The following is a 12,147-nucleotide window of genomic DNA, read 5'->3' as shown; positions in this document are numbered from 1 at the left end:
TATAGTAATTGCCTAAACATGTGCTGACTTATTTGGCGACTCTCTTAACACTAACCATAAGACTAACGCGACAAGTAAAACTGGCCAAAATACGCCAACCGCGACTAAGCCTACAGACCCTATAACCAACAAGCCAATAAAAATAATTGAGCCAAAAACGGTTAATACTATCGCCATTGCCACCACCACTAACAACACTGCAACTAATGCCGCGAAGCTAATGCTTTTTATTGGCTCTACTAGCTGATCATCCATATAAATATTAATGTCAAAAATATCTAAAACGCTGACACCTAGGGCATAAGTTAAAAACAATGTTGCTAATATGGCTAACACTAGTGATTTAAAAAATGTCATTGCGATGCTCCTTTCCATACTCGCTGCTTTTGATTATTGTTGCTAACAACTTATTACCAATTGACTAGTTTTACCAAGTAACCAGTATCACCAAGTAACTAAGCTCGTGATGGCAATAACAGCGCGGCAACAACATAAGCAACAGCGGTTGCTACGGGAAAGGTAAGTAAGGCAAAAATTGCTGCAATACGAATTCCCCAGCGTGGCATTTGATAATAATTGGCAATACCGGCACAAACACCCGATAATTTTTTGTGAACCAAATCTTTGGTTAACTGTTTTTTACTGATATAACTGCGTTGATAATTCATGATCTTGCTCTCTACTTTTATAATGATCAGATAAATTCTTCTGGCTATTTAATCTGACTGTTTACTCTGACTTTTTATTCAGAGGTGTTGAGTTTTCGACTACCGATACTAAAGAGTAAAGCGGTAACACCAAACCCAATCACAGGGGCTAAACAAATTAATAAAAATGTCCAGTGACTTTCCATGTCATTCGCTCCCGACAATACTTAAGCGTTTGCCACTTTTTGCTTTAGCTGCGCTAACTCATTTTCAATGTTTTCATCTTTTTCCAAGTCACGGAATTGGCTAGCTAAGTCTTGATTTTGTGTCATGTCATAAGCTTCAACTTCCGCTTCAACTCGCTCGATTTTTTCCTGATAACGCTCAAAGCGAACAATGGCTTCATCGATATTGTATTGCTTAGCTTGCTCACGCACCTTTAATCGAACCACTGCTGACTCTTGTCTTAACAATAATGCTTCTTGGCGACGTTTAGCTTCTGAAAGCTTATCTTGTAAGCGCTGTGCATCGTCTTGCACCAATTGTAAAAACTCATCTAATTTGGCATTTTCTTCCGTTAACTCTGTGTATTGCTGAGTTATTTTATGCTTTTCTGACAGTGCGCTTTTCGCCAAGTCATCACGGCCTTTACTTACTGCCAGCTCTGCCTTTTCCTGCCAGCTTGCTAAGCTTTTTTCTAAGCTAGTTAATTGGCGACTAATCGATTTCTTTTCCGCAATATGCTTAGCCGCTGTTGCTCTGACTTCAACCAGGGTTTCTTCCATTTCTTGAATAATTAAACGGATCATTTTTTCAGGTTGCTCAGCCTTATCTAACATGCTGTTAATATTGGCGTTAATAATGTCTGCAAATCGTGTAAACATGCCCATAGTAATCTCCTACTCTTCTTCAGTTAATGCTGTTACTTGTTTAGTTTCTGCTTTTGCCAGCATCTCTTGTGACTGGCTTGTACTGCCTACAGGCAATTCAATTGAAAACTGTGCAATATTTTGTTGAATAGAACGTTGTAATTGTTCACTCAAGTTAGCCATTACCTGCTTTCCTTGCGATATCACGAACTGTGAAATTACTTGCTCTGAAGTTACCTCGGTAGCATTGGCTTTAGTCATAGCGATAAACGCCAAAGACACAACAACTGCTGTACTAACCACTTTGCTTTTTAATGTGCTCATGTCACTTTCCTTTTTAAATAAACTAACAATGTTTACTGCTGTTTACTGTGTTATTACAAGTGACGTGCCAACAAATTAAATTTTTATAACTTATTGTTTTAAAGCAAAAATAAATAAAATGGATAAAGTAAACAACCGAAAAGACATATTATGTCACGCTAGAGTTTGGCGATTTTAACCAAGCGGGTGGTCAAATTAACCAACATAAAAAACAATCAAGAATAGGTGATAAAAGCATCGAACCATAAACAGGGTTTAAAGAGGAAGAATATAAGAAGAAACTGTGTAACGAGGTGCTAAGTAGGAGTTATGTAGAAGTTAAGCAAAAAGGCAAAGTTAATTGCCTTATCGTTGAAAGAAAAATAACTAGCGTTTACCTGTTTCAACCGCAAAGCGTAAATCGCTGCCCCATTCAGACCAAGAGCCATCATAAACGCTAATCTCTTGTTGTTCTGCAATGGTTGCTGCTAACGCTAAAATGCAGGCAGTAATACCTGAGCCACAGCTCATCACCAAAGGTTGGTTATTAACATTGAGCTTTTGAAAAATTTTTTGAAGTTGACCAGATGTTTTCATTAAGCCATGTTCAAATAAATCTGCGTAAGGTAAATTCATGGCGCCAGGCATATGGCCACTTCTTACTCCGGCTCTAGGCTCTGGTACTTCACCATAAAAACGATTCGCCGCACGAGCATCTAATACTAGTTTAGATTGACTATTTAGTGCGTGTGCCACACTGTCAGCATCGCAAAAAAAGCGCGTTTGGAAACGTGAAACAAAATCGCCCTGTCTGGGTGGCGTCTCAATATTTGCCTGCTGAGTTGGCAAATTAGATTGCAACCAATAAGGCAAACCGCCATCTAACACGCTCACGTTTTGGTGTCCCATCGCCTTTAACATCCACCACGTTCTGGCCGAGGAAAACATGCCTAAATTATCGTACACCACAATATGGTGATCATTGTTTATTCCAAGTAATTGGCAAGCATGCTCAAATGCATCTGGTGATAACATGGTATGAGGGTATTGTGCATCATTGTCAGAAAACACTGCTTCAATATCCATTCTCCGAGCATTGCCGATCACCGTATCAGGCCAGCCAAACTCGGGCGCTTTCATACTACCGATTGGCGGCATACTTGCATCTAATATCATTAATCTTTCTTGTGTAGGATTTTCTTGTTCAAGATGTTGAAAAAGTTGCTGAGCACTTATCAGCGGGAGGTTTGGTAAACTCATAATGCGTGGATATTTTTATATGATTAACAATATCGATACGCTAACCAATTTTACTAATGATGTATATAAAGCGTTTTGGAAATAAATGAATGACGGGCGTAATAGGACCAAGAGGAAGTACTGATGGGCGTGGCGAAATAAGCAGAACTAAATGTAGCAATTACTAGAAAACTACTCCAGTTAGTTCAGCTTATCACTACCAAAATTTGATAAGAACGATGAACCGTTCTCGTGAGATTTTTGCTCAAATAATCGAACAACTAATGATGTCATCAGTACCGCTATCGCTGGTGCCATCATTATGCCGAATAGTGCTGATAAACTTAGCATCAATCAGCCCTCTTATTCACTGCGTGTTGACTGAGTTGTTTTTTTATCTGCTTTCGCTAGCATCGCTTGGTCAAGATCAACTTTTGGTAATTGCATCGCGCGAAGTACCATTTGAATATCGTATTTTACTTGATTAGCTACTGCTTGGCTTACCGCTGAATTTTGCTGTTTTAATAACGCTGAAGTGACTTGTTTTACATCACCGACTTCTGCGGCATTTGCACCAAAGGCAAAACTAGCGATTAATAATGTGCTGGTTAAAAATTTCATCATATGCTCCCGTTGTTTTAATGGTTTAACTTAAAACTGTTATTAGTTAAGTTGCTTTAACCATTACAAAGGTTGTGCCAGACAATGAAAAAAATTACATCTTATTGTTTATAAAAAAAATTTAATTTTTTGAGCGTTAGAGAGCGTTTAAGCCTAAGGTTAATGGAATCCTAGAAGTTAGTGAATTTCACTAACCAATAGTGAAATTCACAATAATTTAACATCCATTCACTTTTTAGATAAAAAACGAACGAATATCGAGCAAATGGTAAGCAGAAATAAACGTATAGGTAAGTCGACGTTATTCCGTGACTAAATCGAAAGCTCGGCGCAAAACATCACCTGTTTCACCCGCCAGCGTGGCATTTTCACTTAAATAACGACGGAACTGCCTAGCGCCAGATAAACCATTACATAACCCCAACATATGGCGCGTGACATGAGACGCTTTCGCTTTATTACCATTGGCAATATGTTGATCAATATAAGCGGCCATCTGCTCAATAACTGACGCGCGACTAATCATCGGTTTATCTTCGCCATAGATTTGCTGATCGGCACTCGCTAATAAATACGGGTTTTGATAAATCTCACGACCGATCATCACTCCATCGATATGCTGTAAATGTTCATTGGTTTCTTCAAAGCTTTTAATGCCACCATTGATCGAAATCGCCAACTCTGGAAAGTCTTGTTTGATTTGATAAACACGCGCGTAATCAAGTGGCGGAATATCACGATTTTGTTTAGGGCTTAACCCCGACAACCAAGCTTTGCGGGCATGAATAATAAAGTGCTGACAACCAGATTGCTTAACGGTATCAATAAACTCATGCAAAAATTCATAACTATCTAGATCATCAATACCAATACGTGATTTAACGGTAACCGGAATGTCAGCAGCCTGCTTCATTGCATCGACACATTCAGCCACTAACTTAGGCTCAGCCATTAAACACGCGCCAAAACGACCATTTTGTACGCGATCAGACGGGCAACCGACATTGATATTAACCTCGTCATAGCCCATTGCTTGTGCGCGTTTAGCACATTCGGCCATCGCTTGGGGATCACTGCCGCCAAGCTGTAACACCAGCGGGTGCTCTTCGTCATTAAAACCAAGGTAATCACCTTTACCGAAAATAATGGCACCCGTTGTTACCATTTCAGTGTAAAGCACCGTACGTGCAGACATTAAGCGATAAAAATAACGGCAATGGCGATCGGTCCAATCCAGCATTGGAGCAACAGATAGTTTGTGATCAGTGACGAATAGACTCAAAACAACACACTCAGATAGAAAAAACCGCGCAATTATAGCACCGTTTTACCTTGTGTAATAATGGTAAGCTTAGCCAAATAAAACCGTGAATAAGGCGTTAATATTTACTAGAGCGTGTTGATCTTATAGTGATAAAGTCGGATGCCAACAATCACGTTCAGTTATGATTAAGCTTTATTGCTTTAGTGTTTACTTAACTACGTAAGAATAATTAAGGAAATTGGAAAAAATATGGAAATTAACCAAGGGTCGGCTATCGCATTAGCGTTGGTACTTGTTTCATTATTTGGCTGTAATAATGATGGAGACAAAGATGAACTTAATTCGCCACCAGTTATAGAAGGTGCGACAAAAACCACCGCTTCTCATTATGACCAAGAGAATAACTTAAGTTTCTATACTTCATGGCAAGCAAAAACTTATGATAACGATGGTGAAATAGTCAGTTATCAATGGCAACTTCTTACTGATCAATCATTTGCCATTAGTGGCTTAGACACCCAAACCATCAGTTTTAGCTACCCTGCAGGTCGCTCGGAACAGCCCAATCAAATGATTTTTGATTTAACCGTTACCGATGACAAAGGCGCAAAAACCTCTCAAACCATCGAACACGATTTAAATGATTATTTAATCGTTGATATTTGGCCTAAAACAGCAAAATCTGGAGAAGAAGCAAAGCTGCCAGCAATCATTTGGGGAAAAGCCAGCAGAATTAGCACCCTTTCGTGGCGTGTATCTTCAGATCACAATATCACGTTATTTGACGCCAATACTGACACCGTCAGCTTTATCGCGCCACAAGTAAATGAAGAAACAGAGATTGTATTAATGCTAGAGGTAGTAGAAACCGATGGCATTAGCTATCCAGTTGGTGGCAGAGTAGTTGTTTCGCCTTAGCCAATTATTAAAAGTCAGGGCGGAAATTCCAACCTGACTTTTATTTAGTTACACCAATTCAGCTAATTGCGACTTATCGTAAGCTTTTAAGCTTTCAGATGCGCCATCACGTACTTTATTGACCCAATCAGGGTTAGCAATTAATGCGCGACCAATTGCGACTAAATCAAACTCATGATTATCAACACGAACCATCAGGTCATCTAAGCTAGTATTTTCGGCATCTTTAAAGTTGCTGGTGCCATCTTCCGGAAGGAAGTCTTCACTTAAGCCCACGCTGCCTACGGTAATAGTAGGTTTGCCAGTTAGCTTTTTCACCCAACCCGCTAAATTAAGGTCACTACCGTCAAATTCTGGTTCCCAGTAACGGCGCTGTGAACAATGGAAAATATCGACCCCTGCTGCAACTAATGGCGTTAAGAACGCTTCAAGTTGCTCTGGCGTTTCAACCAAACGAGCCGAGTAATCTTGTTGTTTCCACTGTGACCAACGCAAAATAATTGGGAAGTCTGGGCCAACTGCAGCACGCGTTGCTTCAATTAACTCAATAGCAAAACGTGAACGCGCGGCTAAGTCGCCACCGTATTCATCAGTACGCTGATTCGTGCCTTCCCAGAAGAACTGATCAATTAAATAGCCGTGAGCGCCGTGAATTTCTATGGCATCAAAACCAATAGCTTTGGCGTCTTTCGCCGCTTGGGCAAATGCTGCAATCACTTCATCGATATCAGCTTTAGTCATTTCATGACCAGTCACTTTGCCTGGCATCGCCATGCCTGACGGGCCAAAACCTGGCGTGTCACCGCCAGGCTCAACGCCCGGCTTGCGTATAGCGCCAACATGCCATAATTGTGGGGCAATTTTACCGCCTTCAGCATGTACGGCATCAACTACTTTCTTCCAACCAGCTAATGCTTCTTCACCAGCGATAAAAGGTACATTCGGGTAACCTGACGCCGCTTTATGACCAACACAAGTACCTTCGGTAATAATTAGACCAACACCACCTTGAGCACGACGACGATAATATTCCACTACTAAGTCATTCGGGACATTGTTGGGTGAAAATGTCCGTGTCATTGGTGCCATTACGGTACGATTGGCTAATGATAAATTGCCAAGCGTTACTGGCTGAAATAATTCTGAACTTGCCATACTGTTCCTCACTTAAATTTCGTTTAAGTTATCGATTAAATATTGTTTAACTGCTTTGCAAACCCACTAACTTACCTACAGGTCAGTTAACTAGGTAAAATTTTTTCTCGTTTGCTATTTGTTGTTACCAACTAATAGCGTATTAATCTGCGCCATGGTTTGATCAAAAATATAATCACCATGAACACGCGAATATTGCAATGCGCCTTTACAGGCCAACACCACTAAAATCGCCTGACTTTGTGTGTCGCCAGCAAAATTAAATTCACCAGCCTGTTTACCCTCGCTTAGCACTTGCGTAATAAAGGCCAGTTCGTGTTCGTCCAGTGCTTTCAGTTCACGGTGCATCGCTTTTGGTAGCGAAGCGATATCGACTTGTAAGCTGCTGAGCGGGCAAATTTTGCTTTTACCACAAGCAAAACGCAGCATGGCATTAACATAAGTATCAAGCTTTTGTTTAGCCGTTTGTTTTGACGCCAAAATTTTACCAAACTCTAATTCATGCCACGCCTGAATCGCCTGACATAGGGCAACCCCTAAGTCTTCTTTTTTCGCAAAGTGATGATGAATACTGGCCTTAGTTATTGATAAGCGATTTGCGATATCTAAATAACTAAAGTTTTCAAAGCCGTGAACTTGGAGTAAATCCAAGGCGACTTCAACAATTTGCTGTTTACGATTTTTTAAACGAGTTTGCATAAAGTCACTTTAACTTACCTTTAGGTAAGTTAGCAATAAAACTGGCTATAAATAGTGGTTATAATTTATAGCCAGATGAATGAGAATTTTAATTTTGTTAATTAAAACAATAAGCTTTGCTCAATAATTTGCTGGCTATCGATAGCTGAAAATATTGCCCCGTAATTACTCGCTGTTTGACCTAACCGCGTTGTAAAGTAGTTATCGGCAATAATTTGTGGTGCCCGCTCATTGAGCAGCCGCGCCGCGCTGAGTTTTGCCAAAGTATCACACAACCAACGACCTTGAGCTTCAACCACATTACCCTTTAATACACTAACTAATTGCGCTAAGGTCGCATCGTAATCAGCATGGCAAGCTGTTGCCTGTGCCAACCAGTTAATCACTTGTTCAACGCTATCTTGCTCTCGCGCTAAAACCCGCAAGAAATCCAAGCACATTACCGAACCTGCACCTTCCCAAATACTGTTAACCGGCACATCACGATAAAGCCTTGCCATTAACTCATCTTCAACATAACCATTACCGCCTATGCATTCCATGGCTTCATAGCAAAAGTTAGGTGCACGTTTGGTTACCCAATATTTAATCACCGGCGTCATCACTCGGGAAAACGCTTGATCAAATGCATTATTGTTAAGCGCGCCATCATATGCCCCCGCTAAGCGCATAGCTAAGGTAGTTGCCGCTTCGCTTTCCAGTGTTAAATCAGCAATTAAACTTGCCATCATTGGCTGCTCAATCAATGGTTTACCAAACGCCTGACGGTGACTTACATGATGATAGGCTCTTGATAGCGCTTGGCGCATTTGCCCGCTAGAGCCAAGTGCACAATCAAGGCGCGTGTAATTCGCCATGGTCATAATATTGGCAATACCGCGCCCTTCTTCACCGAGTAAAATACCTTCTGCTTGCTGAAACTCCACTTCGCTTGATGCATTAGACTTATTACCCAATTTATTTTTAAGTCGTTGAAATGCTAAGTGGTTAACTGAGCCGTCGACTTTAAAGCGCGGCACTAAAAATACCGACAAACCAGCTTCAGCATAAGCCAATACCAAAAATGCATCACACATTGGTGCCGACATAAACCATTTATGACCGGTAATGGCATAACGTTTTCCTGGGCCAGCACCGTCAATTGGCACTGCCTTGGTAGTTGCTGCGCGCACGTCTGTACCACCTTGTTTTTCGGTCATGCCCATACCGATTGTGACGCCAGTTTTTTCTGTCATTGGCTTAAAAGCTGGATCATGCGAATGAGTCAGTAATTTCGGCAGCCATATTTCTGCGACATCTGACTGCACCATTAATGCGGGAATTGCTGCATGTGTCATGGTAATTGGGCAAATATGGCCTGCTTCCACTTGGCTCATCATATAATGTTTTGCTGCGCGAACTACACCGATACCTTGGGCTTTTTCTCTGGCGTCATTGGCTAAATAATCAAAAGCGCCGCAGTGAATACCCGCTTCCTTCGATTGCGTCATAAAGTAATGGTAGTCAGGATGAAATTCGACAATACCTGTGACATTGCCTTTTGTATCAAAACGTTCGAGTTCAGGTAAAAATTTATTGGCGTTATCGCCGCGTTTAAACTGTACTCGGCAGCCAAACTTTTCACCAAAATCATTCAGCTGCTTTATGCCCCAATCAGCCCCTTCGGCTTTAATTGCTGACACCAACGCCCTGTCGCTAGTAAATAAATTAACCTGATCATAGGTTGGCGACTGGTTAAACACTTCATGAGTCGAAAATGTTGTCATGGAAATTCCTAGGTTAAATTTTTAATGCTTTTAGTTTTTATTTGGGCTTTTCTATCGTAGTTAGGGCATCATAACCTGATGGTGTTTATCGACCAACAAGTCAATAAAACTGCGTACTTTTGGCGATAAATGCTTACGCGAAGGATAAACCACAAACACACTAACACTATTGGCAGGATAATCTTCAAATAGCGTCACTAGCTGCCCAGTGGCTAATGCCTGATCCATAGCAAAAGCCGGTAACCGACATATACCTAACCCATCAAGCACCATGGCTAACTCCATTTCTGAGCTGTTACACAACAGTGCCGGCTGTACATCGACGACTAAGTCCTTACCGTCTTTATCGGTAAATGGCCAACGAGTGGGCTGCTTTAAATTGGTATAACAAATACAGCGATGGTGAATCAACTCGCTTGGGTGGTTTGGTTTACCATGCTTTTTGATATAGCTATGTGAAGCAACTGTATAAACAGGGCTAGTATGAAATTTTCGGCAAATTAAGCTTGATTCTTCCAACTGATGCGTTGCCCTGATCACTACATCAAAACCATCTTGAATAACATCTACCCGCCGATCGTTTAAATCTAACTCCAATGCTACTTGCGGAAATAGCTGCATATACTCGGCAATAATCGGCTGCAAGTAATTAATACTTAACGACACCGGACAGCTAATGCGTAAGGTTCCCCGTGGCGCCACTTCGTGTTGAGAAACTAAACCCAGCGCTTGCTCGCCATCTTGCACCAACTGTAAACAATGCTGGTAATAAAGCTTACCTTCGGGCGTTAAGCCAATAGAACGGGTAGTACGGTTTAGCAACCGAACACCGAGCCGCGCTTCTAGCTTATTGATTTCTTTACTAATGAACGAAGTAGAATGACCAGTAACTTCAGCGGTTGTCGTAAAACTGCCGTGTTTTACCAGTTGGGTGAAAATGACCACCCCTTCAAATAATTTTGTATTAACAGCCATATGGAAAAAGTATGTCGACAATTAGCTTATTAATCCACAAATATAAACAATATATAATGCAATGCAAGTTTAGGTTTTAGGCATTATTCGATCATCACCGTGTTCATCGAAAAATGCTTTTTTGAACAAGATTGAGGAATTACCTATGAAAGTTTTAGCATTCGCCGCCACTAACCACAACAATTCAATTAACAAAATGTTAGCTAATTACGCTGCATCATTAGTACCAAACGCCGAGTTTGAAATGTTAGACATTAATGATTACGAAATGCCAATTTACAGCCAAGCACGCGAAGAAGCGCTTGGTCATCCGCAACTAGCAAAAGACTTTTTTGCCAAAATTGGTGAGGCAGACGCGATTATCATTTCGTTCGCTGAGCATAACGGTACTTATACCGCGGCATATAAGAACCTATTTGATTGGGCATCACGCATCGACAAAAAAGTATTCCAAAGCAAGCCAGTGGTATATTTAGCGACATCACCTGGCCCAAGTGGTGCGCAAAGCGTATTAAGTACGGCAGTAAATTCGGCACCATTTTTTGATGCTAACGTAAAAGCGTCGTTGTCAATTCCACAATTTTTTGACAACTTTGATGTAGAAAGCCAAAAGCTAACCAATGCTGAGATGAATCAACAATTACAAGCGGCGGTAAACCAGCTAGCGGCTTAATAGCCCAAAGAGTATCTAGTTAAAAGCCTGTTTGTTCTAATGTGGCACCAATTAACCACAATAGCGCTAGCAGGCTTTTTTATATCTTAAAGCCCCTGTTCAGTACTCAGAGTTCAACGCTACAAAACCGACAATAACATTTTTGCCGCTAGACCCACCAATAACACAGCAAAGATTTTTTTGAGGATAGCCACCGGTAAGGCGTGGGCAAGTTTGGCACCAATCGGTGCGGTAAAGAAACTGACCAGCGCAATAATGATTACTGCTGGCATATAAATAAATCCGAACACCCCCAATTGCTGATAATCCACCTGCCAGCCGTTAATTAAATAGCCTAACGTGCCTGATACCGCAATCGGAAAACCAACGGCAGCCGAGGTACCAATCGCCTTTTTAAGCGGAATAGCTTTAGATGATAAATACGGCACAGTAAGCGAGCCACCACCTATAGACACTAACGCCGATATTGCACCAATACTGGTACTGGCAATGGCGATATTTGCTGGTGTAATTGGTTTCTCTATCGCAGGTTTGCTAGTTTTAATAAAACTATTAAATGCGACATAAGTCATAAAGCCAGCAAAGAAAATAGCTAAGTAAGTTGAGCTTAAGTAAGCGGCAAGAAAGGTCGCGACGAAAGTGCCAATAATAATACCAATCGCCATCTTGCCGACAATTGGCCAAATTACCGCATTATTACGATGGTGAGCGCGCAAGCTGGCTATGGAAGTAAAAACAATGCACGCCATAGAAGTGCCTAACGCAAGGTGAACGACTTTATCTGCTGGCACGCCTTGGGCAATAAACATAGAGGTTAGGATTGGTACCATAATACCGCCGCCACCAACGCCTAATAACCCAGCGGTAAAGCCAACAACACTACCCAATACCAGATATAAAATTAACCACTCAATGGTCACACTATTTCACCATCCACATCAAACGAAGCGCTACCATACTGTAAAACGCTATTTATTCCTATAACCAATGACTTAGCTAGAAACAAAATGCACTGCAA

Annotated in this window: 15 protein-coding genes; 2 read left to right on the top strand and 13 right to left on the bottom strand. The window is 41.1% G+C overall.

The window, feature by feature from the left end; all coding sequences use genetic code 11:
- Positions 1-12: 12 nt before the first annotated feature.
- The 8 genes from ACOB82_RS04550 to dusA all read right to left on the bottom strand — a co-directional run bounded on the left by ACOB82_RS04550 (position 13) and on the right by dusA (position 4,961).
- On the bottom strand, positions 13-357 hold the full coding sequence (locus ACOB82_RS04550; RefSeq protein WP_448211753.1) for a hypothetical protein: 345 nt from the start codon (positions 355-357) through the stop codon (positions 13-15).
- A gap of 98 nt (positions 358-455) precedes the next feature.
- On the bottom strand, positions 456-668 hold the full coding sequence (locus tag ACOB82_RS04545; protein ID WP_448211752.1) for a PspC domain-containing protein: 213 nt from the start codon (positions 666-668) through the stop codon (positions 456-458).
- 206 nt (positions 669-874) lie between these two features.
- Positions 875-1,537: a phage shock protein PspA gene (gene pspA / locus ACOB82_RS04540; protein ID WP_448211751.1), complete on the bottom strand. Its 663-nt coding sequence runs from the start codon at positions 1,535-1,537 to the stop codon at positions 875-877.
- Between the two features lie 9 nt (positions 1,538-1,546).
- Positions 1,547-1,840 carry a hypothetical protein gene (locus ACOB82_RS04535; RefSeq protein WP_448211750.1) on the bottom strand — a complete coding sequence of 98 codons (294 nt, stop codon included), beginning with the start codon at positions 1,838-1,840 and terminating at the stop codon, positions 1,547-1,549.
- A 366-nt stretch (positions 1,841-2,206) separates the two neighbouring features.
- Positions 2,207-3,079 (bottom strand): sulfurtransferase, encoded by an 873-nt coding sequence (locus ACOB82_RS04530; RefSeq protein ID WP_448211749.1) that lies wholly within the window; start codon positions 3,077-3,079, stop codon positions 2,207-2,209.
- A 180-nt stretch (positions 3,080-3,259) separates the two neighbouring features.
- Positions 3,260-3,409, bottom strand: coding sequence for a hypothetical protein (locus ACOB82_RS04525; RefSeq protein ID WP_448211748.1), 150 nt, complete (start codon positions 3,407-3,409; stop codon positions 3,260-3,262).
- A 12-nt stretch (positions 3,410-3,421) separates the two neighbouring features.
- Positions 3,422-3,679, bottom strand: a complete 258-nt coding sequence (locus tag ACOB82_RS04520) for a hypothetical protein (protein WP_448211747.1) — start codon at positions 3,677-3,679, stop codon at positions 3,422-3,424.
- Between the two features lie 301 nt (positions 3,680-3,980).
- Positions 3,981-4,961: a tRNA dihydrouridine(20/20a) synthase DusA gene (gene dusA, locus ACOB82_RS04515; protein WP_448211746.1), complete on the bottom strand. Its 981-nt coding sequence runs from the start codon at positions 4,959-4,961 to the stop codon at positions 3,981-3,983.
- 231 nt (positions 4,962-5,192) lie between these two features.
- On the opposite strand from dusA, the gene ACOB82_RS04510 reads away from it, so the two are divergent.
- Positions 5,193-5,861 carry a PKD domain-containing protein gene (locus tag ACOB82_RS04510; protein WP_448211745.1) on the top strand — a complete coding sequence of 223 codons (669 nt, stop codon included), beginning with the start codon at positions 5,193-5,195 and terminating at the stop codon, positions 5,859-5,861.
- 48 nt (positions 5,862-5,909) lie between these two features.
- Here the strand turns inward: ACOB82_RS04510 and ACOB82_RS04505 are convergent, their stop codons facing one another.
- From ACOB82_RS04505 to ACOB82_RS04490, 4 genes are all read right to left on the bottom strand, one after another.
- Positions 5,910-7,016, bottom strand: a complete 1,107-nt coding sequence (locus ACOB82_RS04505; RefSeq protein ID WP_448211744.1) for an NADH:flavin oxidoreductase — start codon at positions 7,014-7,016, stop codon at positions 5,910-5,912.
- Positions 7,017-7,130: 114 nt separating this feature from the next.
- The gene (locus ACOB82_RS04500; protein WP_448211743.1) at positions 7,131-7,715 is read right to left on the bottom strand and encodes a TetR/AcrR family transcriptional regulator; all 585 of its coding nucleotides are present in this window, start codon (positions 7,713-7,715) and stop codon (positions 7,131-7,133) included.
- A 101-nt stretch (positions 7,716-7,816) separates the two neighbouring features.
- Positions 7,817-9,481: an acyl-CoA dehydrogenase family protein gene (locus ACOB82_RS04495; RefSeq protein ID WP_448211742.1), complete on the bottom strand. Its 1,665-nt coding sequence runs from the start codon at positions 9,479-9,481 to the stop codon at positions 7,817-7,819.
- Between the two features lie 60 nt (positions 9,482-9,541).
- Positions 9,542-10,456: a LysR family transcriptional regulator gene (locus ACOB82_RS04490; RefSeq protein ID WP_448211741.1), complete on the bottom strand. Its 915-nt coding sequence runs from the start codon at positions 10,454-10,456 to the stop codon at positions 9,542-9,544.
- A gap of 145 nt (positions 10,457-10,601) precedes the next feature.
- Between ACOB82_RS04490 and ACOB82_RS04485 the strand changes: the two genes are divergently transcribed.
- Positions 10,602-11,129 (top strand): NADPH-dependent FMN reductase, encoded by a 528-nt coding sequence (locus ACOB82_RS04485; RefSeq protein WP_448211740.1) that lies wholly within the window; start codon positions 10,602-10,604, stop codon positions 11,127-11,129.
- A 119-nt stretch (positions 11,130-11,248) separates the two neighbouring features.
- Here the strand turns inward: ACOB82_RS04485 and ACOB82_RS04480 are convergent, their stop codons facing one another.
- The gene (locus ACOB82_RS04480; RefSeq protein WP_448211739.1) at positions 11,249-12,049 is read right to left on the bottom strand and encodes a sulfite exporter TauE/SafE family protein; all 801 of its coding nucleotides are present in this window, start codon (positions 12,047-12,049) and stop codon (positions 11,249-11,251) included.
- Positions 12,050-12,147: the final 98 nt, after the last annotated feature.

The sequence above is a fragment of the Colwellia sp. MEBiC06753 genome (genome assembly GCF_053470325.1).
Note: the sequence above shows the minus strand (reverse complement) of the source record. Positions and strands in the feature narration are given on the sequence as shown.

What these genes read in the sequence shown, in the direction of transcription:
- pspA (WP_448211751.1), bottom strand. Translation starts at nt 1,537, where the DNA reads ATGGGCATGTTTACACGATTTGCAGACATTATTAACGCCAATATTAAC.
- ACOB82_RS04550 (WP_448211753.1), bottom strand. Translation starts at nt 357, where the DNA reads ATGACATTTTTTAAATCACTAGTGTTAGCCATATTAGCAACATTGTTT.
- ACOB82_RS04535 (WP_448211750.1), bottom strand. Translation starts at nt 1,840, where the DNA reads ATGAGCACATTAAAAAGCAAAGTGGTTAGTACAGCAGTTGTTGTGTCT.
- ACOB82_RS04495 (WP_448211742.1), bottom strand. Translation starts at nt 9,481, where the DNA reads ATGACAACATTTTCGACTCATGAAGTGTTTAACCAGTCGCCAACCTAT.
- ACOB82_RS04510 (WP_448211745.1), top strand. Translation starts at nt 5,193, where the DNA reads ATGGAAATTAACCAAGGGTCGGCTATCGCATTAGCGTTGGTACTTGTT.
- ACOB82_RS04490 (WP_448211741.1), bottom strand. Translation starts at nt 10,456, where the DNA reads ATGGCTGTTAATACAAAATTATTTGAAGGGGTGGTCATTTTCACCCAA.
- ACOB82_RS04520 (WP_448211747.1), bottom strand. Translation starts at nt 3,679, where the DNA reads ATGAAATTTTTAACCAGCACATTATTAATCGCTAGTTTTGCCTTTGGT.
- ACOB82_RS04485 (WP_448211740.1), top strand. Translation starts at nt 10,602, where the DNA reads ATGAAAGTTTTAGCATTCGCCGCCACTAACCACAACAATTCAATTAAC.
- ACOB82_RS04505 (WP_448211744.1), bottom strand. Translation starts at nt 7,016, where the DNA reads ATGGCAAGTTCAGAATTATTTCAGCCAGTAACGCTTGGCAATTTATCA.
- ACOB82_RS04530 (WP_448211749.1), bottom strand. Translation starts at nt 3,079, where the DNA reads ATGAGTTTACCAAACCTCCCGCTGATAAGTGCTCAGCAACTTTTTCAA.
- ACOB82_RS04545 (WP_448211752.1), bottom strand. Translation starts at nt 668, where the DNA reads ATGAATTATCAACGCAGTTATATCAGTAAAAAACAGTTAACCAAAGAT.
- ACOB82_RS04525 (WP_448211748.1), bottom strand. Translation starts at nt 3,409, where the DNA reads ATGCTAAGTTTATCAGCACTATTCGGCATAATGATGGCACCAGCGATA.
- ACOB82_RS04500 (WP_448211743.1), bottom strand. Translation starts at nt 7,715, where the DNA reads ATGCAAACTCGTTTAAAAAATCGTAAACAGCAAATTGTTGAAGTCGCC.